The sequence below is a fragment of the Nonomuraea sp. NPDC047529 genome (assembly GCF_040642995.1).
Lineage (GTDB): Bacteria > Actinomycetota > Actinomycetes > Streptosporangiales > Streptosporangiaceae > Nonomuraea.
In genome coordinates this window covers 1-23,381 of sequence record NZ_JBEYTJ010000063.1, presented here as the reverse complement: position 1 = coordinate 23,381, position 23,381 = coordinate 1, and the positions used below count along the sequence as shown (strand labels likewise).

General features: G+C 71.2%; 21 protein-coding genes. 13 read left to right on the top strand and 8 right to left on the bottom strand.

Annotated features, from left to right (window positions below; translation table 11 throughout):
* The first annotated feature begins 15 nt into the window (after positions 1-15).
* From ABZ815_RS49560 to ABZ815_RS49550, 3 genes are read left to right on the top strand one after another with little or no spacing between them, the layout of a single operon-like run.
* Positions 16-1,215 (top strand): type III PLP-dependent enzyme, encoded by a 1,200-nt coding sequence (locus ABZ815_RS49560; protein WP_357709609.1) that lies wholly within the window; start codon positions 16-18, stop codon positions 1,213-1,215.
* A complete protein-coding gene (locus ABZ815_RS49555; RefSeq protein WP_357709606.1) occupies positions 1,212-1,748 on the top strand; it encodes a GNAT family N-acetyltransferase in 537 nt (178 codons plus the stop codon). The genes ABZ815_RS49560 and ABZ815_RS49555 overlap by 4 nt, the downstream gene beginning before the upstream one ends.
* Positions 1,729-2,913, top strand: coding sequence for an MFS transporter (locus tag ABZ815_RS49550; RefSeq protein WP_357709603.1), 1,185 nt, complete (start codon positions 1,729-1,731; stop codon positions 2,911-2,913). Before ABZ815_RS49555 ends, ABZ815_RS49550 begins: the two co-directional genes overlap by 20 nt.
* A gap of 15 nt (positions 2,914-2,928) precedes the next feature.
* Here the strand turns inward: ABZ815_RS49550 and ABZ815_RS49545 are convergent, their stop codons facing one another.
* From ABZ815_RS49545 to ABZ815_RS49535, 3 genes are read right to left on the bottom strand one after another with little or no spacing between them, the layout of a single operon-like run.
* Entirely contained in the window at positions 2,929-3,762 is an 834-nt protein-coding gene (locus ABZ815_RS49545) for a PIG-L family deacetylase (RefSeq protein WP_357709600.1), read from the bottom strand.
* A gap of 29 nt (positions 3,763-3,791) precedes the next feature.
* Entirely contained in the window at positions 3,792-4,844 is a 1,053-nt protein-coding gene (locus tag ABZ815_RS49540; protein ID WP_357709597.1) for a hypothetical protein, read from the bottom strand.
* Between the two features lie 29 nt (positions 4,845-4,873).
* Positions 4,874-5,635 carry an SDR family NAD(P)-dependent oxidoreductase gene (locus ABZ815_RS49535; RefSeq protein ID WP_357709594.1) on the bottom strand — a complete coding sequence of 254 codons (762 nt, stop codon included), beginning with the start codon at positions 5,633-5,635 and terminating at the stop codon, positions 4,874-4,876.
* A 59-nt stretch (positions 5,636-5,694) separates the two neighbouring features.
* Between ABZ815_RS49535 and ABZ815_RS49530 the strand changes: the two genes are divergently transcribed.
* Complete coding sequence (locus ABZ815_RS49530) at positions 5,695-6,348, top strand: flavoprotein (RefSeq protein WP_357709591.1); 654 nt, start codon at positions 5,695-5,697, stop codon at positions 6,346-6,348.
* Here ABZ815_RS49530 and ABZ815_RS49525 read toward each other — a convergent pair.
* Entirely contained in the window at positions 6,330-7,199 is an 870-nt protein-coding gene (locus ABZ815_RS49525) for a hypothetical protein (protein ID WP_357709588.1), read from the bottom strand. The two genes, ABZ815_RS49530 and ABZ815_RS49525, sit on opposite strands and share 19 nt — an antisense overlap.
* A 213-nt stretch (positions 7,200-7,412) precedes the next feature.
* Positions 7,413-7,547, bottom strand: a complete 135-nt coding sequence (locus tag ABZ815_RS49520; RefSeq protein WP_357709585.1) for a hypothetical protein — start codon at positions 7,545-7,547, stop codon at positions 7,413-7,415.
* A 529-nt stretch (positions 7,548-8,076) separates the two neighbouring features.
* On the opposite strand from ABZ815_RS49520, the gene ABZ815_RS49515 reads away from it, so the two are divergent.
* The 4 genes from ABZ815_RS49515 (at position 8,077) to ABZ815_RS49500 (ending at position 14,727) form a co-directional block, all read left to right on the top strand.
* Positions 8,077-9,282: an ROK family transcriptional regulator gene (locus ABZ815_RS49515; protein ID WP_357709582.1), complete on the top strand. Its 1,206-nt coding sequence runs from the start codon at positions 8,077-8,079 to the stop codon at positions 9,280-9,282.
* A 236-nt stretch (positions 9,283-9,518) separates the two neighbouring features.
* The gene (locus tag ABZ815_RS49510; protein ID WP_357709579.1) at positions 9,519-11,120 is read left to right on the top strand and encodes a hypothetical protein; all 1,602 of its coding nucleotides are present in this window, start codon (positions 9,519-9,521) and stop codon (positions 11,118-11,120) included.
* Positions 11,117-12,943: an ATP-binding cassette domain-containing protein gene (locus ABZ815_RS49505; protein ID WP_357709576.1), complete on the top strand. Its 1,827-nt coding sequence runs from the start codon at positions 11,117-11,119 to the stop codon at positions 12,941-12,943. The genes ABZ815_RS49510 and ABZ815_RS49505 overlap by 4 nt, the downstream gene beginning before the upstream one ends.
* Complete coding sequence (locus ABZ815_RS49500; protein ID WP_357709573.1) at positions 12,940-14,727, top strand: ABC transporter ATP-binding protein; 1,788 nt, start codon at positions 12,940-12,942, stop codon at positions 14,725-14,727. Before ABZ815_RS49505 ends, ABZ815_RS49500 begins: the two co-directional genes overlap by 4 nt.
* Positions 14,728-14,752: 25 nt before the next feature.
* On the opposite strand, the gene ABZ815_RS49495 is transcribed toward ABZ815_RS49500, so the two are convergent.
* Positions 14,753-16,561 (bottom strand): glycosyltransferase, encoded by a 1,809-nt coding sequence (locus tag ABZ815_RS49495; protein WP_357709570.1) that lies wholly within the window; start codon positions 16,559-16,561, stop codon positions 14,753-14,755.
* 379 nt (positions 16,562-16,940) lie between these two features.
* Here ABZ815_RS49495 and ABZ815_RS49490 point away from each other — a divergent pair, with 379 nt between their 5' ends.
* From ABZ815_RS49490 to ABZ815_RS49470, 5 genes are read left to right on the top strand one after another with little or no spacing between them, the layout of a single operon-like run.
* The gene (locus ABZ815_RS49490) at positions 16,941-17,903 is read left to right on the top strand and encodes a diiron oxygenase (RefSeq protein WP_357709567.1); all 963 of its coding nucleotides are present in this window, start codon (positions 16,941-16,943) and stop codon (positions 17,901-17,903) included.
* A complete protein-coding gene (gene dcd / locus ABZ815_RS49485; protein WP_357709564.1) occupies positions 17,900-18,427 on the top strand; it encodes a dCTP deaminase in 528 nt (175 codons plus the stop codon). Before ABZ815_RS49490 ends, dcd begins: the two co-directional genes overlap by 4 nt.
* Positions 18,424-18,948 (top strand): hypothetical protein, encoded by a 525-nt coding sequence (locus tag ABZ815_RS49480; RefSeq protein WP_357709561.1) that lies wholly within the window; start codon positions 18,424-18,426, stop codon positions 18,946-18,948. The genes dcd and ABZ815_RS49480 overlap by 4 nt, the downstream gene beginning before the upstream one ends.
* Entirely contained in the window at positions 18,945-20,036 is a 1,092-nt protein-coding gene (locus tag ABZ815_RS49475) for a glycosyltransferase family 4 protein (RefSeq protein WP_357709558.1), read from the top strand. The genes ABZ815_RS49480 and ABZ815_RS49475 overlap by 4 nt, the downstream gene beginning before the upstream one ends.
* Positions 20,033-20,467: an HIT domain-containing protein gene (locus ABZ815_RS49470; protein ID WP_357709554.1), complete on the top strand. Its 435-nt coding sequence runs from the start codon at positions 20,033-20,035 to the stop codon at positions 20,465-20,467. Before ABZ815_RS49475 ends, ABZ815_RS49470 begins: the two co-directional genes overlap by 4 nt.
* Before the next feature lies 1 nt (position 20,468).
* Here the strand turns inward: ABZ815_RS49470 and ABZ815_RS49465 are convergent, their stop codons facing one another.
* Positions 20,469-21,965, bottom strand: coding sequence for an AMP-binding protein (locus ABZ815_RS49465; RefSeq protein ID WP_357709552.1), 1,497 nt, complete (start codon positions 21,963-21,965; stop codon positions 20,469-20,471).
* A gap of 92 nt (positions 21,966-22,057) precedes the next feature.
* On the bottom strand, positions 22,058-23,381 hold a 1,324-nt coding region (locus ABZ815_RS49460; protein ID WP_357709549.1), incomplete at its 5' end, for a beta-ketoacyl reductase.

The window sequence follows — 23,381 nt, the reverse complement described above, 5'->3', positions numbered from 1 at the left end:
GGAAGAGGAACCGTCATGCACGTCACGGCCCGCCTGCTGGCCGCACTGGAGGCCGCCACCGAGGACAGGTTCGTCTTCGATCTCCCGGGCATCGAGGAACGGTACGCGGCGCTGCTGCGCGAGCTGCCCGGCGTCTCGGTGCGATTCGCGATCAAGGCGTGCCCGGTCGCCGAGGTGCTGTCCTGCCTGGCGCGCAAGGGCTCCGGCTTCGACGCGGCGAGCCCCAACGAGGTGGCGCAGGCGATCGCGGCAGGCGCCCCCCTCGACCGGATCCATTACGGCAACACCGTCAAGTCCGACCGGAACATCGCCGAGGCGTACCGGCTCGGCGTCCGGGACTTCGCCACCGACAGCGTGGAGGACGTGCGGGCGATCGCGGCCCACGCTCCCGGCGCCCGGGTGTTCTGCAGGCTGGCCACCGACGGCCGGGGCGCGATGTGGAGCCTGAGCGACAAGTTCGGCTGCTCGGCCGCCGACGTGCCCATCGTCCTGGAGGCCGCGCTGGCGGCGGGCCTGATCCCCGCGGGCCTCTCCCTCCACGTCGGCTCCCAGCAGATGACGGCCGAGGCGTGGATCAGCGCCCTGGCCGGTCTGGCGGACGTCCTCGCCGCCCTGAACCGGCGCGGGATCCCCCTCGACCGGGTCAACCTCGGCGGTGGACTGCCCGCGCTCGGCTACCTGGACCACGGGGGCAGGCCGCTGAATCCGCCGCTGGACAAGATGTTCGCGGTGATCCGGGAAGGGATGCAGCGGCTGCGGGAGATCTCGGACCACGCGCTGGACTTCGTCATGGAGCCGGGACGGCATCTGGTCGCCGACCACGGCGCCCTGCGAGCGCACGTGTGCCGGCTGTCCACACGACGCCGGGCCGACGGCGAGCGCCAGTACTGGCTGTACCTCAGCTGCGGCAAGTTCAACGGCTTGTACGAGATGGACGCGGTGCAGTACCCGATGATCTTTCCCACCCATCCCGGCAGGGACCACGTCCAGGCGATCGTCGCGGGCCCCACCTGCGACAACCACGACACGTTCAACGAGGGCCGCGTCACGGTCCCCGTGCCCAGGGCCGTCGCGTCGGGAGATCCGGTCTGGCTGCTGTCCTGCGGCGCCTACGCCACCAGCTACACGACGCAGGGCTTCAACGGCTTCAGCCCACTCCCCTATGTCTGCGTCGATCGCGAGCGCGACCTCCCGCCGGAAGGTGAGGGCAGATGAGCCAGGACGTGCGCATCAGGGGCATCTCCGACGGCGACTGGGACGACATCGCGGCTCTTGAGTCCGTTGTGTACGGCGACGCGGGCCTGTCGGAGGGCCGGGCCGCGCTCCGATCCCGGGCCGAGGTCTCGCCGGACACCTGCTTCCTCCTGGAGTGCGGGCGGAGGCCGGCCGGCTACGTGATCGCCCTGCCGTACCCGATGTTCCGCTTCCCGGACCTGACCAGGCCGGAGCGGGAACGTTTCCGTTCGGCCAACCTGCACCTGCACGACCTCGTCATCGCCGAGGACTTCCGCGGCAGGGGGCTGGCCCGGCTGCTCCTGCGCCACCTGAGCGCGCACGCGGAACGGGCGGGGTTCGAACACATCTCCCTGGTCGCCGTCGAGGGCACGGAGCCCTTCTGGTCCGCGCAGGGCTACGACGCCCATCGAGAGATCGCCGTCCCGAGCTGCTACGGCCGGCGTTCGAGGTACATGTCCACGCCGGTCACCGCAACGGGAGGGACTGAAACGCATGTCGCGTGCGCCCCATGACTTTCGACGGGCACAACTGGCCGTCGCCGCCCTGTTCTGCACGCTGGGGTTCCAGTACGCCACCTGGGCGGCCCGGCTGCCCGACATCAAGGCGCGGCTCGGGCTGAGCGAGGCCGAGGTGGGCCTGCTGCTGATGGCCTGCGGGGTCGGGGGCGTCCTGTCCTTCTCCCTCGTCCCGGTGCTGACCAAGCGTCTCGGGTCACGACGTCTGGCGCTGTTCTCGGCCCTGTACATGGGCGTCCTCCTGATCGCCCTGGCCGTGGCGCCGAACTACCCGACCGCGCTGGTCATCATGTGCGGTGACGGGATCGGCGCCGGCGCGTTGAACGTCGCCATGAACGCCCAGGGAGCCGCGCTCGAATCCCGCTTCCGGCGCACCACCATGAGCAGGCTGCACGCCACCTTCAGCGGCGGGGCCCTGCTCGGCGCGGTCCTCGCCTCGGGCGCCACCTCGCTGACGCCGGCCGTCCTCGTTCACTTCGTGCTGGCCGCCGCGCTCATCCTCCTGCTCACGACGTACGCCCGAAGGGGTCTCCTGGCCGACGCGCCCCCGCCCGAGGAGCCGGCACCGGCCAAGGCCCGCCGCGGGTTGCCCGTGCCGACCCGCCTCACCGTCTGGATGGGCTGCGCGATGGTGTTCGGCACCGTGACCGAGGCCTCCATCACCGACTGGTCGGCCCTGTACCTCAAGGACGTGGTCAGCGCGCCGCCGCAGCTGGTGCCCATGGGCGTGGCCGTGGCCTCGGTCACGATGGTGACGGCGCGCGTGTTCGCCGACGGCTGGCGCAGCCGGTGGGGCGACGGCCTCGTCGTCCGCGCCGGAAGCGTCCTGGCCGGCGTCGGGCTCGGGCTCGCCCTCCTGACCGGCGGGCTGATCCCCACCCTGCTCGGCTTCGCCTGCGTCGGGATCGGCATCGCGGCTGTGACGCCGTGCATCTACGTGGCCGCCGCGCGGCAGGGCACCGACGCCCTGGCCCTGGTGGCGTCCATGGGGACGACGGGGCTGCTGGCGGGGCCGCCGATCATCGGGTTCATCGCCGGCGCGAGCAGCCTGGTGTGGGGCATGGGAGCGGTCGTCGTCGCGGCCCTGCTGGTGTGCGTCTGCGCCACCTGGATCCGCTGGCCCGCCCCGGCGGTGGAGGGGACGAGCGCGCCCGCGCCCTGATCCGCTCCCGCCCGCTCAGCGGGGCCGGTCGTCGCGCTGTCGCAGCCACGGGGGCGGACGGTCCGTCCCCTCGGCCGCTCCCGCCGCCTCCGGCCAGAAGAGCTCCACGGCGACCCCGTCCCCGCGATCGACCGCGTGCTCGTGCAGCTGGGTCCGCCATCGGTCGTCGTGCCAGTGGAGCCTGAGCTGGGAACCGTACGCCTCCACGGCCCGCCACTTGTGCTCCCAGGCGGCCGGGGCGGCGGCGTACGGCCAGGCCGATCCCGCGATCCCCCGCCTCCTCGACCCCAGCATGTACGGCAGGTCCTCCCACAACATCGCGGGCAGCCCCGTCGCGCGGGCCGCCGCCAGGACCGCTCGCCGGGTCAGCCGGTGATCCACGTGTCCGCCGAAGCCCGCGCAGGTGACCAGCACGTGCGGAGCGGCGTCCCCTCGGCAGTGCTCGGTGATCGCGTTCGCCAGGTCCGGACCCAGCCGTCCGTCCTCGGGCAGCCGGGAGTCGAACATCGAGCGCATGCCGTCACACAGCCACGACCCGTCCTCGCGTCTCCGGTAGACGGCGTCCGGGAAGGGCAGGTGACAGGTGGACGCGCCCACCGCCGCGGCCGCCGCCTCGTCCTCCGCCCGTCGCGTCGCCATCGCGTCCGCGCCCAGGCCGCTGGAGTCGTGGTACGCGCGGGCCACCGGTGACAGGAGGCTCGGCGCGTCCCCGGCGAATGCCGTGATGACCCGCACCTCGGCTCCCCGGCTCGTCCAGTCCGCGATGGAGGCGCCGATGGACAGGACCGCGTCGTCGAGGTGCGGCGAGACGACGGCGACCCTCGGTGGAGCGGCGTCCGCGTCAGGCATGGCCGCCGTTCCCTTCGACCGCGTCCGCGTCAGGCATGGCCGGCCTCCCAGGCCCGGCGCACACCGTCGGCCATGGCGGTGCGCAGCGCCTGCGGAACGGCCTGGTCTCCGGCGGTCCGAAGGATCCCGGAGGAGGCCGACTCCAGGGATCGGGTCACCTCCGGCCCGGCGGGCGGACCGGACCGGGCGTGCGCGGCGGTTCGCGCGATCAGGCCCAGGCTGTAGCCGGTGAGCCACAGCCCGAAGAAGAGGTTCCGCTCCTTCTGCCCCAGTCCGGCGTGACCTTCGACGACGTCCTTGCCCTGGGAGATGACCGCCTGCGCGTCCACTCCGTGCGACCTGAGTACGTGGAAGGCGTCCCGGCGCGCCCAGCCTCCGTGGTCACCTCGCACCAGGCAGCGGGGGATGCCCCCGTCCATGGTGGACAGCACGGGAAGCACCGCCGGGGCGACGACGTGCCCGGACCAGCCCGTGCCCCGGGGGGCCGGGAGGAAGCAGGCGGCCCGGCGCTCCCCCATCGCGGCGTTGCCCCGCAGGCTCTCCCCGCCCAGGTGGTCCACCAGGTTGGGCACGAGCACCACCTGCGAGACGCCCTTCTCGTCCAGGAAGTGACGGAGGGCGATGTCGTCCTCGGGGATGTCCGGCAGGCTCCGGCCGGCGAACTCGCGGGCCGCGTCCGCGGGCAGCACCAGCGCCACGGTGGGGATGTAGTGATCGACGACCTGCGCGAAGGTGCTCCCGCCCAGGGCCGCCAGCCGGACGTTGTACGAGCTGTCGGACCCCCATTCGGTGAACAGGCAGATCGCGTCCCGAGGGCGCAGCCCGATCGCCTGGCGCACGAGCGGCAGGAATCCCGCGCACAACCGCGCGTCGTCCTGGACCACCAGGTGGTGGGTCGCGTCGGCGCGGGCCATGCCCCACGCGACCCGCGCGGTCCGCAGCGCCGAGGACGGCCCTCCGGGGTCGGGATCGAGCGCGAGGGTGAAGCCCATCTCCGGATGGCGGGCGCGCAGGGCCAGCGCGTCCGCCCTTCTGCGCGGATGAGCCATGATGGTTGCCGACAGCACCACGTCCGCGGCCAAGGCCGCCTCCTTCCCGATCCACGCCGCCGTCAGACCGTGCTGCCCCCGTCCAGGACGAGTTCGTGACCGACGAAGAGCTCGGCCTGCGGCGACGCCAGCCACAGGGCCGCGCCCGCCACCTCGCCGGTGCGGCCGATCCGGCCGATCGGCAGTTCCCTGGCCGTCCGGGCGTCCCGCTGCGCGTCCCCCTCGCCCGGGAGCCGGGACATGGCCGTGTCGATGGGGCCGGGCACGATGAGCGCGACGCGGATCCCGTCGGCGATGCATTCGAGGGCCGCCGTACGGGTCAGCGCGGCGATGCCCGCCTTCGTCGCGGCGTAGGCGCCCAGGCCGGGGATCGTCACGCGCGTGCCCACGACCGACCCGATGTTGATGACGACCCCGCCGTCGTGCGACCGCAGGTGCGCGATCTCGTGCTTCATCGACAGCCAGGTGCCGGTCAGATTGTTGTTCAGCACCGTCTGCCAGTCATTCTCCGGCAGGTCCGCCAGTTCGCCGCGTCCGTGCAGAATTCCCGCCGCGTTCACCGCGACGTGGAAACGCCCGAACTCGGCCGCCGCGCTTTTCACGGCACGGGCGACATCCGCCTCGGCGCTGATGTCGGCGCTCACTCCGGCGACCGGTTTTCCCTTTTCCCGGAACTGCGCCAGGGTCGTGGCGAGAGCCGATTCATCACGATCCACGATTATCACGCCGGCGCCCTCGTCGGCGAATGCCGCCGCGACCGCGCGGCCGATGCCGGACGCGCCTCCGGTCACGAGTACCGCCTGGCCCGCGTACCGCTCTCCCATCGATTCTCCTTCGACGACGTGTACCCTCACTGAAAAGTCCGCCGATCCGGGGAGAAGCCGTGACGGCTGATGCCGTGAATCCACGGGAAACGGCCGCGCCCGCCCGGCCTCCCGCTTTCAGCTGCGCCAGGCTGCTGTTGATCGGCACGGGCTCCATCGGCGTGGCCAACCTGCCATTCTGGCTCAGCTGGCTGCGCGTCTCCTATCCGCGTCTCGATTGCCGGACCGTGGTGACGAGAAGTGCGGAGAAATTCGTCACGCGCGCCGCGCTCACCGCCCTTTCCGGCCACGAGGCGTTGTCCGACCAGTGGTCCGACCAGTGGTCCGACGACGCGGAGACGGGCGCCCGGCACGTCGAATGGGCGCAATGGCCGGACGCCGTCATCGTGTGGCCGGCCACCTTTCAGTTTCTCGCGCGCCTGGCGCTGGGCCTGGCGGACACCCCGTCGCTGCTGGCTCTGCAATGCACCACCGTTCCCGTCGGTCTCGCGCTCTCCCTGCCTCCTGGCGGATGGGAGAGTCCCGCGCTGCGCGCCCATGTCCGAACGCTCACCGAACGCCCGAACGTCGTCGTCCTGCCTCCCCGGCCCGGCATCAGCCTGACCACCGACCGCCGGGACGGCGGCGCCGCCGTGCCGCTCCCCACGCTCGTCCGCTGCCTGGAGGAACGACTCGGCCGGCGACAGGCCGATCCTCAGGTCCCGCCGAGGTAGGCCAGGATGCGGGCCGCCACGTCGTCGGCGGTCGCCCACACCGGTTCGTCACCGGCCGGACGCGGCGCCCTGGCAGCCCTCATGTGCCGCCACAGGTCGTCCGGGCTCGCCCGGACGGTCACGCCCGTCGTCGCACCGGCGTCGGCGAGCAGCCGCAGGCGTCTGCGGGTGGCGTCGTTCAACACGCCCGCCTCCACCGTCACGACCGCGATGTCGCTCCGGCTCAGCTCGCAGACGGTGAACCCGGCGGCGTCCGCCACCACCACGTCCGCGGCGGAGAAGTACGGTTCCGGATCCTGTGTGACGCCCACCCAGGTGACGCCGCCGCGCGGGAAGGGATCATCGGCGTCCGGTCCGGCCAGGACGAAGAGGCGATCCCGCGGGCCGGCGTGCGACCGCCACGCCTCCAGCGCGAGTGCCGCGATCTGACGGGCCTCCGGCCGATCCGTCATGCCGCCGAGGGTGACGACGGCCATGAACGCGTCCGGCGGGACTCCCAGGTCGTGGCGTGCCGAATTCCCGTCGTTCCCGAACCTGTTCACCAGCGGCCCGGTGAAGTGCACCGGCACCGTGATGTACGGAAGCTCCTCGTGCGCGTCCCGGAAGTCCGGCACGACGATGGCCGTGGCCTTGTTCAGCAGGGCGTTGGCCCGCGGGCGTCCCCACTGGGAGAAGAACCAGTCCGTGATCAGCACGCAGGGCACGTCGAGCGCGTCCTTGCAGATCGGCAGCGCCCAGACCACCTCGTCGGCGATCACCAGGTCGGGCCGGCCGGCGCTCGTCAGGAACTCGAACACCCGCCGGCCCGCCGCGTGGGTCATGTCGGCGTCGTCCGGGATCCCGAGATCCACGAACGGGACACCGTGCAAGCCGTAATACCTGCAGCCCGAACCGGACGACGCCAGGCTGATGTCGGCGTCCGGCAGCATTCCGCGGACGGATTCCAGGATGCGCAGATCCCGCGCCGCGTGACCGAACCCGTGTCCTCGGGTCAGGAACACCACGCCGGGCCGCGAGGAGGGCGTTCCGCGTTCACCGCCTGAACGACGCACGGTCGGCGGACGTCAGCAGGCGTGGATGCCGGCGACCTCCATCGCCTCCAGATCGTCCTGTTTCATGATCTCTACCAGGTCATCCCATTTGCCGTCGATTGCCGCGAGCCAGGTGCTGTTCGGCTGCTCGTTCACGTTGAGCGTCATGAACTACCTCCACATCTGACCGACCTCATTGCGTCATGGATATCGACGGCCGCCACGCGCGAACAACCCCTGGATTCGTTACCACGCCCCCTGGGCGGCAAATTCGGCCAAGAATTCGCGCGGCCTTTGGACATTCCATTGAATGGACGCTTGTGCGCGGCGGTCTCCGACAGAGATCAGCATAACGGCGGCCGGCGAAATGCGGCACCTACCGGTCTTACCGATCACGCTGTTATGCACCGGGGCCGGGGATCAGCCGTGAACGCCCCGCCGGACCGGACCGGCGGGCGTTCAAGTGGCAAAAGTGGCCACTCGACGGCTTCCGGCCGCCGGCCGTCCGGGGCCCGACAGAACCGGCGCCGGAACCGGCGCTGCGCCGTGCACGAATCCCCCGGGCACGGCCAGGTGATTGGGATAGAGTTCGAAGATCGCTTTCCTGAACGACTGGTGATCGTTTCCCGCCTCGGCCCCTTGGGGAAGATTCCATCCTGGAGATGGTCGCCTTGCTTCGGCCGACCGAGGGAGTGCTTTGCGGGGCAGGTTGGATCATATAAAGGCACAGCCCGGGCGTCCGCGTCTATTACGTGAGCTCAACGATCGTGCCGCGCTGAAGCTGCTGGGCTCGTCGGGAGCGATGACCCGGGCGCAGGTGAGCGAGATGACCGGGCTGTCGAAGGTGACGGCCAGCAACGTCCTGTCGCGCCTGGAGGATCGGGGCTTCCTCATCAAGGTCGGCGTGCAGGAGGGCGGACGAGGCCCCTCGGCGGCTCTCTACGGGCTCAACCCGTCCTGCGGCTACGTCGTCGGGATCGTGGTCTACCTGGACGCCACGACCGCCGTTCTCGCCGACATCTCGGGAGACGTGCTGGCGGAGACGGCGGTGGCGACCGACCCCACCGTCGATCCCACCAGGACGATCCAGTCGATCGTCACCTACCTCACGAAGGCCGCCCGGATCGACGTCGCCCAGGTCCAGGTGTGCGTGATCTCCCTCCCGGCCGTCATCGACCCGACGACCAGCCACATCCGCTTCTGCTATGACATGCCCGCCTGGCGGGGTGACGTGAACGAGGTCCTGCGCCAGAAGCTGCGGATGCCCATCACCATCGACAACGACGTCAATCTCGCCGCCATCGCCGAACGGGCACTGGGAACCGCGAGCGACGTCCGCAGCTTCATCCTGGTCTGGATCGGGCGCGGTCCCGGATCGGCCGCCATGGTGGACGACCAGTTGTTGCGCGGGACGGTGGGCGCGGCCGGGGAGCTCGGCTGGATGCCCGTCCCCGGCGCGCCCCTGAGCGACGGCGAGTTCGACCGCAACCGCCACGAGGTGGGCGCCGCCTTCCAGTCACTGGTGGGCTGGCGGGCGGTCCAGAAGCTGGCCGCCGAGCACGGGATCGTGGCCGAGAGCGCCGCGGGGGCCGTCGCCGTGGCGGCCGGCACGGCGGCCGCCACGCCCGCGGGGGCCGCCTTCCTCGACGAGCTGGCGCAGCGGATCGCGCTCGGCGTCACCTCGATCTGCACCGTGCTCGATCCCGAGCTGGTGGTGCTGGGCAGCGACGTCGGCACCGCCGGAGGCGACGAGCTGGCCGGCCGCGTGCAGACGGCCGTCGCCGGGATGTGCCTGGCCCGTCCTCGGGTGGAGGCCAGCAGGATCCCGCACAATCCCGTCGTGCGTGGCGCCTTGCTCGTCGCGGTCGAGCAGGCACGCGAGCAGGTGTTCTTCGGCGGTTGAGCCCGGCGATGTAGACGTCCTGGTGACCGCTGTGGCAGATTGCCCTCTGACCGGTCGCCGAACCCCACGCCGAGCACCGCCTTCTCGGTCGCCCCCCGTCCGGAGCAGGCGCAGGCCGCGAGGACGGAAGCGGCCCGGAACGAGCGCCGCGCCGTCCACCCCGTCTTCGAGCTCGCCCGGCAGGCGCCGGGACCGGGTTCGTTCGGTCTTCCGGCTGAGCCCGTGAGGAGCTCCATGTGCTGAAGATCAGCCTCGCCGTCATGTACCACCCCAGCCGGACGCGCCGGGCCGAAGCCCTGGCCGAGCGGTGCGGGCCCCTCACACCGGTCCTCGTACGCGATCCGGACCCGGACGCCGCCCCCAGCCCGCTGCGGACCGCGAAGCTCGCCTGGGCCGCCGCTCCCCCCGACGCGACCCATCACCTGGTCCTCCAGGACGACGCGGTGATCGCCGAGGAGTTCGTCGCACAGCTGCGCTCCGTGGTCGCCCAGCGCCCGGACCACGGGATCGCCCTGTACGTCAACCACGTCAGCCTGCGCAACTCCTACCGCGTACGGCGGGCGGCGGCCCTCGGCTCGTGCTGGGCGCCCGTGTCGCGGCACGAGTACACCCCCACCCTCGGGTTCGTGCTCCCGGCGCACCACGCGCGGGCCCTCGCGACGTATCTCCGGACGCTTCCCGACGAGTTCCGGGCCGACGACGAGGCCGTCACCGTCTTCTGCCGGAAGCAGGGCATACCGGTGACCGCCGCCGTCCCGAACCTGCTGGACCACGCGGACCTGCCGAGCATCGCCGGCAACGACAACCACGGTTCCCGGCACGCGACCGTGTTCGCGGACGCCCTGGAGCTGCCCGAGGGCTACTGGGACGACGGGACGGACGAGCCGCCGCCCGACGCGGGCGTCCCGCCGTTCACCGTGGACGTCTACGACTCCCGCTGCCTGATCCGCTTCACGAGGCCCGGCACCGGCGAGCCCGTCGACCATCTCTACGGCTGGTACTGGCGCGACTGGTGCCGCCTGCTGGACGTCGAGGCCGAACACGTCGTCGAGAGCTGGCGCGCGCACGCCGGCGACCGGGACCGGGTGAGCCTGGAGTTCTGGGCCGCCGGATATCTCCTGGGAGCCGACGTCTCCCGCTTCCCCGCGAAGGACGGAAGGGACCGTCCGGCGTTGCGCGCGGCGGTGGCCTCGTGGGTCGAGTCCGGCGTGTCCCCTCAGGACGAGGTCGACGAACCGGGCAGAGCTGCCTTGATCGACACGTGCCTGGCGGGGTTCCGGGCGAGCAGCGCCGCCGCGGGCAGCGGTGAGCTGATCGGCAGGATGGCCAGGCGCGAGGCGGCGGTCGTCACGGCGGTGCCGCCCTGCGAGATCAGGATGGACGTCCTCAAGGCGGAGATCCTGTTCGACGTGCTTCCGTGCCCGTGGTGCCGGGCGGAGCCGCGCACGAGGATGCCGACGCGGTCGGTGACGCCGTACCGCGACGGCTCCTCCCCGCTGCCCGTGCTGGCGCTCCTCAGCTGTGAGGAGATCTCCGCCAGGCACCTGCTGGCGCTGCGCGGCAGGCCCCCGGGGACGCGGCTGCGCACCCGCGCGGCCTTCTGGGCCGAGTACACCGCGAACGCGGCCGGCCCGCTCGGCGACGACGAGATCCGACGCGCACTCACCGCACTCGACGAGGACGAAAGCATGGATCGAGTACTGCCCGTCTCCAGCAGGCTCCCCGGCCTCGCCGAGAGCCTGCACTTCCTCACCGCTCACGTCTCCGGACCGCTCGTCGACCAGCTCAACCGCCGGTACCTGGGGGCGCGCCTGGCCGCGGTGAGAGACCTCCTGTGAGGTTCGGGAGAGCCACCGCCGACGCGGCCGCCATCCTGGAGCTCGCCCCCAAGGCCGGTGCCGGCCTGCTCGGGGCCTCGATCGGGCTCAACGTGCTGATCGGGGCGCTGCCTGCCGCGTTCATCCTCTGGACCGGCGTCATGTTCCAGCGCCTGGTGCAGGCCGACACCCAGGCCCTGGCCGTGGCCATCGCGCTGGCGATCGGCAGCTTCGTGCTCCAGCAGCTCCTCGTCCCCTTCCAGCTGGCCCTGGCCGAGATGGTGACGCGGCGCGTCGACGGCCGCTGCATCCGGCGCGTGATGCTGTCCGCGCTGGTGGACGCGCCCATGAGCGCCCTCGACGAGCAGAAGACGGCCAACAGGCTGGCGGACGCGCGGGACGGGTTCGACCGGGTGCAGCCGACCCCGGGGGACGCCGTCGCCGGAACCCTCGCGCTGATCGCCCGCTACACGCATCTGGCGACCGCCGCCGTGCTCATCGGCGTCGTGCTCGGGATCCTCCCCGGCGTCATCGCGACGGCCACCGCGATCGTCATCAGGACCGGCCAGCGCAGGTCGTTGGCGCGTTTCTCCCAGCTGTGGGACGGCCTGGCCGGCGAGCGGCGCATGGCGGTCTACCTCCGGGGCCTGCTGACCACCCCGCAGTGGGCCAAGGACATCCGGGTCCTGCGGATCCTGCCCTGGCTGCGGAACCGGCACGACGGCGACTCGGGCGGCTACCTGGCGCTGCTGTGGTCGGGCCGCCGGCGGATCTGCTTCGCGCCCTTCCTCAGGTATGCGCTGGTCGCGCTGGTCGGCGGCGCCCTCACGATGGTCATCCTGGCCCGGGAGGCGGCGGGCGGCGGGTTGAGCCTGCTGGATCTCTCCCTGGCGATCCAGGCCGCGCTCGTGCCGATCCGGTACGGCGTCTACTTCCCGGAGAGCGACGTCAAGACGCAGGTCGGGCTGCAGGCGTATCACGCGATGGTCGAGTTCGAGCGGGCCGCCGCCCGGGCCGCCGGCGTGCGGACGACGGCCCGGGCCGTCCTGGAGCCGCCGCGGCGGGCCATCCGGTTCGACGACGTGGTGTTCGGCTACGGCGAGAAGACCGTCCTGCGGGGGCTCGATCTGGAGATCCCCGTGGGGCGCTCGACGGCGGTGGTCGGCCTCAACGGCGCGGGCAAGACCACGCTGGTGAAACTGCTGGCGCGCTTCTACGACCCGGATGCCGGCCGGGTGCTCGTCGACGGCGTCGACCTGCGGGACATCGACCCTCGGGCATGGCAGCGATCGCTCTCGGTGATCTTCCAGGACTTCGTCAGGTACGAGCTCGGCGCGGCCGACAACATCGGCCTCGGCGCCCCCGACCTGATCCACGACGAGGCCGCGTTGCTGGCGGCGGCCGAGCGCGCGGGCGCGGGCGAGCTGCTGCGCTCCCTTCCCGGCGGGCTGTCCACGCCTCTGTCCAGGGCCTATTCCGGCGGCCGTGACCTGTCCGGCGGGGAGTGGCAGCGCATCTCGCTGGCCCGCGCGCTGCTGGCCGTCGACCGGGGCGCGTCCGTGCTCATTCTCGACGAACCGACCGCGCAGCTCGACGTCCGGGCCGAGGCCGAGTTCTACGACCGGTTCCTGACCTTGACCCAGGGCCTGACGACGGTCGTCATCTCGCACCGGTTCTCGACGGTCCGGCGTGCCGACCAGATCGTCGTCCTGGAGGGCGGCCAGGTCGTGGAGTGCGGCTCTCATGACGGCCTCATGCGGCTGGACGGCCGGTATGCCGGCCTCTTCCGCCTGCAGGCTCAGCGCTTCGGTGACCACGACCCCTCGCTGGAGGCGACCCGATGAGATCCCTGGTGCGCACGGCCGGGGCGCTGTTCGCCCTGTCCGCGCGAGCCGATCGTGGGCGGCTGACGCGGGCGGCGGTGCTGGTGCTCCTCGGCTACCTGTCCACGCCACTGATCGCTCTGACGCTCATGGCCTTCACCAACGCCGTGATCGGCGGGGATGTCGCGACGGCCACCCGGTTCGCGCTGGCCGTGAGCGTCCTGCTGGTCGTCGAGCTGATGGCCGTGCACTTCGCGCATCTGGCGTACTTCGAGGTCGGAGAGCTCGTCGAGATCGAGCTCAGCGCGGAGCTCGGCGAGCTCGTCCATGGCGTTCGGGGGCTCGACCACTTCGACGATCCGCAGGTGACGGGGTCCGTCGCGCTGATCCGTGAGGGGATCGCGCAGACCCGCGCGGGCATCGAGGCGCTCCTCCAGTTCTGCGGCCTGGCGCTCCAGGTCGCCGTCACCGCCGTCGTGCTCGGGTGGCTGAACCCCTGGCTGATCCTGCTGCTGCCCGCCGCGCTGCCGCCGGTCCTGCTGGGCGGCCACGCGCAACGCCTGGTCGACGCGGCCAAGGAGCAGAGCAGCCAGAGCACGCGGCTGGCCGCGCATCTCCTGGCCGTCGCCACCTCGCCGGCCAGCGTCAAGGAAGTGCGGATCTTCGGGTCGGAGCGGGAACTTCTCGACCGGCAGGGCAGCAGCTGGTCGCGGGTGTCCGCCCTGCTGGCCCGGGCTCAGCTCAAGAGCGCGCTGGTGCGCGCCCTGGCTCAGTTGCTGTTCGCCCTGGCCTACGGCGGGGCGATCGTCACCGTGATCTCCAGCGCGCTCGCCGGCCGGGCCGACCTCGGGCAGGTGGTGCTCGTGATCACGCTCGCCGTGCAGGTCAGCGTGCAGGTCTCCAGCGCGCTCGCGTTGCTGGTCCTGCTCCAGACCAGCGGGCTCACCCAGGACCGGCTGGCCACGCTGCGCGCGAGGCTGGGCGGCCGGACGGAGACCCGGCCGGCCCGGCGCCCGCTCCCCCGCCGCCTGACGCGCGGCATCCGGCTGGAGAACGTGAGCTTCGCCTACCCGGGCACCGATCGCCTCGTCCTGCGGGACGTGACGCTCGACATCCCGCACGGCGGCACCGTGGGGGTCGTGGGCGAGAACGGGTCGGGCAAGAGCACCTTGATCAAGCTGTTGTGCGGCCTCTACGAGCCCACCGCGGGCAGAATCCTCATCGACGGCGTGGACCTGCGGGAGTTCTCCCCCGAACTGTGGCGAGCCCGTCTGGCCACGCATTTCCAGGACTTCGCCAGGTTCGAGCTGCGCCTGCGGGAGAACGTCGGCCTCGGCCGCCCGGACCTGATCCAGGACGACCAGGCGCTCACCGGAGCGCTGCGCCGAGTGGGCATCGAGGGCATCCTCGACACGGTGCCCGGCGGGCTCGACGGTCTCCTCGGCCACGGCTACGGCGACGGCGTCGGGCTCTCCGAGGGCCAGTGGCAGCGTCTGGGCCTGAGCCGGTGCCATCTGCGCGAGGATCCGCTGCTCCTGCTGCTCGACGAACCCGCGTCGGCGCTCGACGCGGCGGCCGAGCACGCGCTGTTCGAGCAGTACGCCGCGTCCTCCCGCGAGACCGCGCGGAAGTCGGGCACCATCACGATCTTCATGTCGCACCGGTTCTCGACCGTCCGGCTGGCCGACATGATCGTCGTCCTGCATCAGGGCAGGGCGGCGGAGACGGGTGACCACGCGGGTCTCATGGAAGCGGGCGGCCTGTACGCGGAGCTGTTCGGGCTGCAGGCCAGGCTCTACCGCTGACCTGGGCCGCGCGGCTCCCGGCAGGTCAACGGGCCGCCGGGGCCGGCTCCGACCTGGGCAGACCGTAGATGCGCGCCCAGCTCTCGCGGCTGGACAGCTCCGGCAACGCCCGCCGGTACCGCTCCCGGACGGCCGCGCCGTGCGTCAGGAGCCTGAACAGCACCTTGCCGCCGTGCGCGGCGAGGGAGAGCATGCGCCGCCGGTCGTACCGCCTGACCCGCATGCCTCGCTGGGAGGCGTCGGTCACGACCGCGACCCTGAAGAGCGCCACATGCCACCAGTACGCCTCGTCGTGCGGGATCGCGCCGAGCGCGTGTCGATGACGCCCGCACAGCCCGGCCACCATGCGCCTGATCGTCACCAGGCGCGGCCTCGGGCCGGCGTTGACGATGCGGAGCTCGTCGGAGGCGACGCCGGGCAGGCGGGTGGCCGGATGCGGCCTCGTCTCGGGGAAGGCCGCCCGCAGCTCGCGGACCTCGGACAGGGCGGTGACGCCGCCGTCGGCCAGGACCTCGGGTCCGGTCAGGAAGTCCTCGACGGCCTTCAGGAGCGTGGCGGCCAGGCCGTACCGCATGGACAGCAGGTGCTGGACCAGCTCGCCGCCGAGCTTGGTCAGCAGCCGGCGTCGGCCGAACCTGCCGTGCAGCGCCGAGATGATCAGGTAGTTGCGCAGCAGGAAGTAGCGGTTCAGCTCGTCCAGGTCCTTGGCCGCGAAGTCGGCGTGCCACAGGCCGGCGCCCGGCAGGGTGATCGTGGGGAAGCCGTGCGCGCGGGCGCGGTAGGAGTACTCGGCGTCGTCCGCCTGGAAGAAGAACGGCAGGGGATATCCGATGCCGTCGACCACCTCGCGCGGGATCAGGCACGCCCACCAGCCGTTGGCGCCGGCGTCGAGCCGGCGTTCCTGCAGGGCGTCGTGGAGGAGATCCACGTCCTGCATGCCGTACGGCATCGGCAGCCCGGGCTGGAGCCCGTCGATGTCGCACTGCTGGGAGTCGGCGAGCAGGATCCCGGGATGGAAGAGGTTGAGCATCTGCCCGCCGACGATCATCGGGTGCGCCGTGTGGTCGCCGAACGCGGTGAGCCGGATGATCACGTCCGGCTCCAGCAGCACGTCGTCGTCCATGAACAGGGCGCTCATCGTCTCGGTCGCGGGATCGCCCGCCAGCTCCACGAGACCGCGGGTGAAGCCGCCCGCCCCGCCGAGGTTGGCCTGGACGAGATAGTGCAGACGTTCGCCGAGTCGACGGGCGACCTCCTGGAAGCCCGCGCACTCCCCCAGCCGGTCGGCGCCGTGGTCGACGACGTACACCCTGCCGAGCGCCTCCAGCGCGGTCTCGTCGGAGGTCAGCGCGTTCAGGGTGGCCAGGCAGTCGAGGGGGCGATCGGTCGTGCAGATGACCAGTGCCGCCGGGCGTCGTGCGGGCGGCGTCCCGACCGTCCAGCGCAGGTGTTCGACGGTCAGCCGCCGGCCGGGGTCGGTCTCCAGCTCGGCCCAGAGGGAGCCGCCGTCGACGAACCTGTCCAGCGGCGCGACCAGCACGACGTCGCGCATGCCCGGCTGCACCGTGCAGGTGGCGACGACCCTGGCGGGCCCCTTCGTGTCGGAGGCGCCGATCGACAGGCGTCCCTCGCCGGAGACCCGCGCTTCGACGCGGACCTCCGTCACGTCCGTCCAGCGTTGCCAGTAGCTCGCCGGGAACCGGCCGAAGTAGGTGTCGCCGGAGACCTTCGCGGACGGTCCCAGACTCAGCGTCGTGCGGGTTCGGGTGACGGGTCCGCGGACGACGGCGGCGTACAGGTCGGCGGCGACGACGTCCGAGGGGCCGGCGAACAACCCCCGCTGAACGAGCCGGCGGGCACCCGGAATCGAGCGGGTCGTCGAATCGTGGTTTTCATTTTCGCCACCTGATTGCGTCAACGCAACTCCCGCATGTCGCTCCCGCTCGAATACTCGCGAAACGATACACAGCCGCTTCTCGAAGGCACACCCCGACTTGACAGGTATTGCGGGCGCGAAGAGCATGGAGCACGCGTCGCGAACGCCGCGACAATTCATCGATATTCCGCCGTGCGGCCCTTCGGCGAGCTCGGCTCGCGGATTGTTCACATAGCAACAGGGGCTGAATAAATGCGCCCGGCACCATGTCCAGCAGCACCCCGGAACCAGCGCTAATCGTCCACGAAGAGGGCGGGCAGCCCAGGGAGAGGTCGACGTGACGACCCGAATCGATGAACTCGGCGCGATAAACCCCACCACGCTCCACCGCCTGGCCGCCGCCTGGCCGAGGCGGGCGACCATCCGTACGGACCTGAACAACGTGACTCACCCCGAGGCATATGATCCGGAACTGTTCGACTATCCCGTGTCGCTGTTGCCGTTCGGTGAGCATCCTGATTTCCTGGCGGCCGACGAGCACCGGCAAAGGCTGGTGAACACGCTGGCCTGGCTGATGTGGAACGAACGCGTCATCGCCGCCGAGGAGTTCGTGGCCAATCCGACATTCGAGATGCTGGCCCATGGCGTCTTTCCCGGAGTGGAGAGCGCCGCGGCCAGGGAATCGGTGCAGCAATCGCATGTCGACGAGGTGTGGCACACCTACATGCACATGCTCGCCATGCGCCGGACCCGGCAGGCGAGAAAGCTCACCGGCGAGCCCGAGCGGTACTCCCACGCGATCACCAACCGGACGTTGTACGCCCTGGAGGCGCAGGCCGGCGAGCGATGGGAGCGCGACCTGCTCTACCTGCTGTGGACGGCCGTCGGCGAGATCAGCGTCAACGCGTTCCTCGACCTCATGGCCTCGGACAAGACGATCCAGCCGATGCACGCGCTCGTCGCCCGGCTGCATTCGAGGGACGAGGCCGCGCACGGGCCGGTGATGCTGGAGATCATGCGCGAGGTCTTCCGCAAGCTCGACAGGAAGCAGCAGGACCTCTTCATCAGGAACCTCCCGCAGGGGATCATCGCCTTCGGCGCCGAGGACTACGACATGTGGCCGCAGCTGCTGGAGTTCGCCGACATCCCGAAGGCCAGGGACATCATCGAGGACTGCCGGTCCCTTCCCGGCAACGACCTGCTCGTCACCGACTTCTCCGGCGTGCATCGGCTGGTGCGCGAGCTGGAGATCGAGGATCGCGTCGAGTTCGACTTCGCGACGAACCGGATCACGACGTGATCCTCACCGGCCCGGAGATCATCCAGGCGACCGGGGACGGGCGCATCGACATCTCGCCCTTCAGCCTCGACCAGGTCAATCCGAACAGCTACAACGTACGGCTCGGCGACACGTTGCTGACCTACCCGGACGTGGTCGTCGACGCCCATGAGGCCAATCGCACCCAGGCCGTCTCGATCGACGAGAAGGGGTTCGTCCTCCAGCCCGACGAGCTCTACCTCGGGCACACCGTGGAGCGGGTCGGCTCCGACGTCTACGTCCCGCTGCTGTTCGGTCGCTCCTCCGTCGGGCGGCTCGGCCTCTTCGTGGAGATCACCGCCCCCATCGGGGACATCGGGTTCCACGGTCAGTGGACGCTCATGCTGTCCCCGGTCCGCCCGCTGCGCGTGTACCCCGGCATGAAGATCGGTCAGATCATGTTCTTCGTGTCCTGCGGGGAGATCGATCTCTACGCGGGCAAGTACCAGGCGGCCTCGGGCCCTCAGGCCTCCCGTTACTGGCACGACCGGATGGCTCCGCTGTGATCCTCACCGGGCAGGCGATCGCCGCCGCCGTGCGCTGCGGTGACATCGTCATCGAGCCGTTCGACCCCGGGCGCCTGTCCCCCAACGCCTACGACTGGCGGCTGGGCGACCGCATCCGGGTCTGCGACCGGGAGTTCGACGCCGCCGCCGTCACCACGTACGTGGAGGAGCCGATACCGCCCGAGGGCATGGTCCTGCGGCCGGAACGGCTCTACCTGGGGGTCACCTACGAGCGGACCTCCTCCGAACGCTACGCGCAGATGATCAACGGGAACCACACCGTGGGCGGGCTGGGCGTCTGGGTGCACGTCTCCGCGCCGCTGGGGCACGCCGGCCACTCCATCAACTGGACCCTTGAGATCCGCGTGGCCCGGCCGGTGCGCGTCTACCCGTACATGACGTTCGGTAAGATCATCTTTCTGGTGGCGCACGGGGCCATGGCCAGCTATCAGCACATGGGAACGAAGTACCGGCAGACCCGGGGGATCGACATCTCGCACCTGTACCAGGAGTTCCAGTGACCCAGGGCACGGCCGCCCGCGGCGGCGGTGCGATCCTGACCGGGCTGGACCTGCCGCACGGCAGCCCGGGCGGGAGCGTCGAACTGCTGCACGACCTCTATCTGGGGCCGGAGCCGCTCATCGCGGCCGACGTGTTCATGCTCGGCGGCGACCCGGGCGCGCGGTCGCCCGTCCTGCTCGACGTCCCCGGCAAGCAGCTGGACGGTCCGGGGTTCTGGGCGTACGTCGACGACCTGGCCGACGCGATCCGGAAACGGTTCCCGGCGGGCGAGCACGGCTTGTTGCACCTGCAACATCTGGCGTTCGGGGCGACGCCCGCACTGCTGCGCGCGTTTCCCGATCTGCCGTCGGTCGCGCTGGTGCACGGGACGGATCTGCTGTTCGCCATGGACCATCCGAGCCAGGAGGCCGTTCTCCGCGAGGCCGTCGCCGCCGCTCACGCGATCGTGGTGCCCACGGCGGCCATGGCCGGGCTGCTCCCCTGCGACGGCTCCCGCGTCGTGCACATCCCGTGGGGCATTCCCGATCACCTGCTCACGGCCCCTCCCGAGCGCACGCCGTACGGAGGAGAGGAGTTCCGCGTGCTCTACGCGGGGCGTCTCACGGACGAGAAGGGCGGGGCGCTCCTGGAAGCGGTCGCGGGCGTCGAGGGCGTTCGGTTGAGTGTCGCCGCACCTGTGGCGGAGTACCGGGCGTTGGAGCGCGTCACGGACATGTCCGGCGTGCGATACCTCGGCTGGCTGACCCGCCCGGAGCTGTGGCGGGCCTTCGCGCAGCAGGACCTGCTGGTCGTCCCCTCCACGAGGCTGGAGGCGTTCGGGCTGGTCGCCGTGGAGGCTCAGGCGTGCGGTCTTCCGGTGCTCCATCAGCCGGTCCCGGGGCTGGCGGAGGTGCTGGGCGACTCGGCTCTCACCTTCTCGGACCGCTCCGCGCTGCCGGAGGCCGTCATGCGGCTGGCGAAGGACGGCTCGGCCTTGGACGAGCTGCGTGCGGCCGGGTTCCGTAACGCCGCGCGGTTCCCGTTGTCGAGGACCGCGCGGGCGTTGCGGGAGCTGTCCGATCAGCTGCTGCGGAAGGCCGGCCGGTGACGAGTACCCTTTCCGGTGCCGGATGTGTCTTCTGTGACATCGCCGGCCGCCGCCTCCCGGCAGCCCTGTTGTACGAGGACGAGTCGACCATGGCCTTCCTCGACATCACCGCGGTGACGGAGGGCCACACCCTCGTCATCCCCAAAGCCCACGCAGCCGACATCTGGGACATCTCACCGGAGGACGCGGCGGCGGTGATGCGGACCGCCCACCGGATGGCCGCGCGCATCAAGCAGGTGCTCGCTCCCGACGGCATGACCCTCTTCCAGGCCAATCGCGCCGCCGGCTGGCAGGACGTCTTCCACTTCCATCTTCATCTCGTCCCCCGCGAAGACGCCGACCATCTGCACCGCCCCTGGTCGGCCGCACCCGTCAGCCTGGCTTCGCTGGAACCCGTGCGCGCTCGCCTGGCCCTGCCGCCGCTTTCTTGATCTACTCCCGCCCCTCCTCCAGGAGCCGGGCGAGCTTCGTGCGCTCGTTCTTGCCGTTGAGCGTCAGCGGTAGGGCGGGCAGGACGCGGCAGAGCGCGGGCACCTTCGCGGACTCCAGCCGCTCCGCCAGCTCGCGCAGGACGATGTGCGGCTCCAGATCGCCTTCGACGAGGAGCGCCAGATCGTGCCGGCCGTGTGGAGGCAGTGCCGCGGCGGCCCGGACGCCCGGGATGTCCAGCGCGGCGGCCTCGATCTCGGTGGTGCTCATCCGCGTTCCCCTGCGCTTGAACGTGTCGTCGCGCCGGCCCTCGAAGTAGAGGTAACCGTCCTCGTCGAGGTGCCCGTAGTCGCCGGTGTGCAGGCGCGTCCCGCCGGACCCGTCCGGCCGGTAGGTGCGGGCGGTCAGCGTGGGGGCGCGCCAGTAACCCGCCATCACGTTGGGCCCGATCACCACGATCTCCCCCGTCGTGCCGGGAGGGCACGGCGTGCCGTCCTCGCCGAGGATCAGCACGCGCGTTCCGGGCAGGGCGCGGCCGACCGAGTCGGGGCGTTCCCGGTCCAGCTCGGGCTCCATGATCGTGACCCGTTTGCATTCGGTGACGCCGTACATCCGCACCACGCGCGCGCCGGGGAAACACTCGCGCAGCCCCTCGATCGTGGCGGCGGGAAGCGCGGCGCCAGTGCTGGTGACCATGCGCACCGCCGACGCGGCGCCGGGAGCGCGCCTGCCGAGGGTGGCGAGCATGGAGCCCAGCGAAGGGACGACGGGCACGACGGTCGCGCCGCACTCCTGGATCCGCCTCAGCACCGTCAGGTCGGGCCCGTCGCCGGCCAGCACCAGCTCGGCGTTCCCGAGGGCGGACAGGAAGATCTGGTAGAGCCCGTAGTCGAAGGACATCGGCGACCGGCAGAAGACCACGTCGTCCGGCCCGTAGCCGAGCATCGCGTTGATGGCCGAGGCCGCGAACGTCACCTGCGCGTGCGGGCACACCACCGCCTTGGGCGCGGCCGTGCTGCCCGAGGTGTACATCAGGACGGCGACGTCCTGCGCGCGGACCTGCGCGGACTCGGCCGACCCGCCCTGGTCCGCGAGCGTCCGCACCTTCTGCCAGAGGTCGTCGATCTCGTACACCGGCAGGTCGGTGATCGCGCGCATGGCCTCCCCGCCCCCGATGACCAGCTTGGGCTCGGAGTCCTCCAGGACCGAGCGCAGGTGATACGCCTTCATCCCGGGATTCAGCGGCACGAAGACGGCGCCACGGCGGGAGGCGCCATAGAGCAGCGGGACCACCTCGCGCACGTTGGGCAGCCGCACGATGATCCGGTCACTCGGTTCCACACCCGCGTCCGCCAGCCAGGCGGCGACGGCGTGACTGAGCTCGGCCACCTGCCGGTAGCTCCAGCCGCCCTTCGCGTCGCGCACCGCGATGCCGTCGGGGTTCGCGGCCTCGGCGTCGTCCAGCAGGTGGTGCACGAGCCGCGGCGCCGGAGGGGCCACCGTTGGATTCAAGCCGCTCACTAGGACTCCCGCTTCTGCCGGATGGATGGTGCCGGGGTGCGGCCTCTGAGTGCCGGCGGAGTCGTGAGACCTCACAGGCCCTCGTCGATCATCGTGAAGAGCTCGTCCGCATCGGCCGTACGCACATCGCCGTCCTTGTTCGCCTGGGGACGGCCTCCGCGCCAGTCGTCCATGAGCTTCTGGAGGCGCACCGTGAGAGCGGTCGCCGCCTCTCCGTCGGCGGAGATCTCCTTCAGCAGCCGGCCCAGCTCATCCAGGTTGTGCATGGCCCGCGACTCGACCGATTCCTTCTTGGGAAGCACCTGGTCGCCGACGTGCTCGGCGATGGCGGCCGCGGTGGGATGGTCGAAGACCAGCGTCGCCGACAGTCGTAGTCCGGTGACCTGGCTGAGGCGGTTGCGGAGCTCGACCGAGGTCAGCGAGTCGAAGCCGAGTTCGCTGAGGGACTTGTCCAGGTCCACCTGGTCTCCGGAGGCGTGCCCGACCACGGCGGCGACCTCCGAGCGCACCACGGAGAGCACGATCTGTTCCTGTTCGGCCACCGGCAACCCCGCCAGCCGCTGTTCCAGTGGTGTGCGGGTCTCAGGGGCGGGCGCAGCCTCGGCGGTACGGCGTTTGGGGGCGGGTGTCAGGGCTCGGAGGATCGCGGGGACGCCGTCTGGTCGTGTGGCGAGGGCTCGTCGGTCTATGGGGAGCGGGATCAGGAAGGGTTCTGGGGTGGCTTGTGCGGTGTCCAGCAGGTTCATGCCGTGGTGGGCGTCCATGGCGGTGAAGCCTGAGCGGGTCAGGCGTTGCAGGTCGTGGGTGGCCAGTTGGTGGGTCATGCCGCCGGTTCGGGGGTCCCACATGCCCCAGGCCAGGGATTGGGCGGGTAGGCCCAGGCGGGTGCGGTGGACGGCCAGGGCGTCCAGGAAGGCGTTGGCGGCTGAGTAGTTGCCCTGGCCGGCGCTGTCGAGGGTGGCGGCGGAGGAGGAATACAGGACGAACTGGGCCAGGTCCAAGCCGAGGCTGGTGGTGGCTTGGTGCAGGTGCCAGGCGGCGTCGGCTTTGGGTTGCAGGACCTGGTCGGTCTGGGCGGGGTTGAGGGTGGTGAGGGTGGCGTCGTTGAGGATGCCGGCGGTGTGGTAGATCGCGGTCAGCGGGTGCCGGGCCGGGATGCGTTGGAGGAGCGCGGCGATTTGGGTGGGGTCGGACAGGTCGCAGGCGATGATGTCGACGTGGGCGCCTGCGGTGTGGAGGTCTTGGCGTAGTTGGTCGGCGCCGGGGGCGTGGGGGCCGCGCCGGGAGGCCAGCAGGAGGTGTCGGGTGTGGTGGTGGGTGGCCAGGTGGCGGGCCAGGATGCTGCCCAGGCCGCCGGTTCCGCCGGTGATGAGGGTGGTGCCGTCGGGGTGTGGG

Coding starts and splice junctions, on each gene's coding strand:
- ABZ815_RS49520 (WP_357709585.1), bottom strand. CDS start 7,547: ATGACGCTCAACGTGAACGAGCAGCCGAACAGCACCTGGCTCGCGGCA.
- ABZ815_RS49500 (WP_357709573.1), top strand. CDS start 12,940: ATGAGATCCCTGGTGCGCACGGCCGGGGCGCTGTTCGCCCTGTCCGCG.
- ABZ815_RS49545 (WP_357709600.1), bottom strand. CDS start 3,762: ATGCCTGACGCGGACGCCGCTCCACCGAGGGTCGCCGTCGTCTCGCCG.
- ABZ815_RS49535 (WP_357709594.1), bottom strand. CDS start 5,635: ATGGGAGAGCGGTACGCGGGCCAGGCGGTACTCGTGACCGGAGGCGCG.
- ABZ815_RS49550 (WP_357709603.1), top strand. CDS start 1,729: ATGTCGCGTGCGCCCCATGACTTTCGACGGGCACAACTGGCCGTCGCC.
- ABZ815_RS49555 (WP_357709606.1), top strand. CDS start 1,212: ATGAGCCAGGACGTGCGCATCAGGGGCATCTCCGACGGCGACTGGGAC.
- ABZ815_RS49560 (WP_357709609.1), top strand. CDS start 16: ATGCACGTCACGGCCCGCCTGCTGGCCGCACTGGAGGCCGCCACCGAG.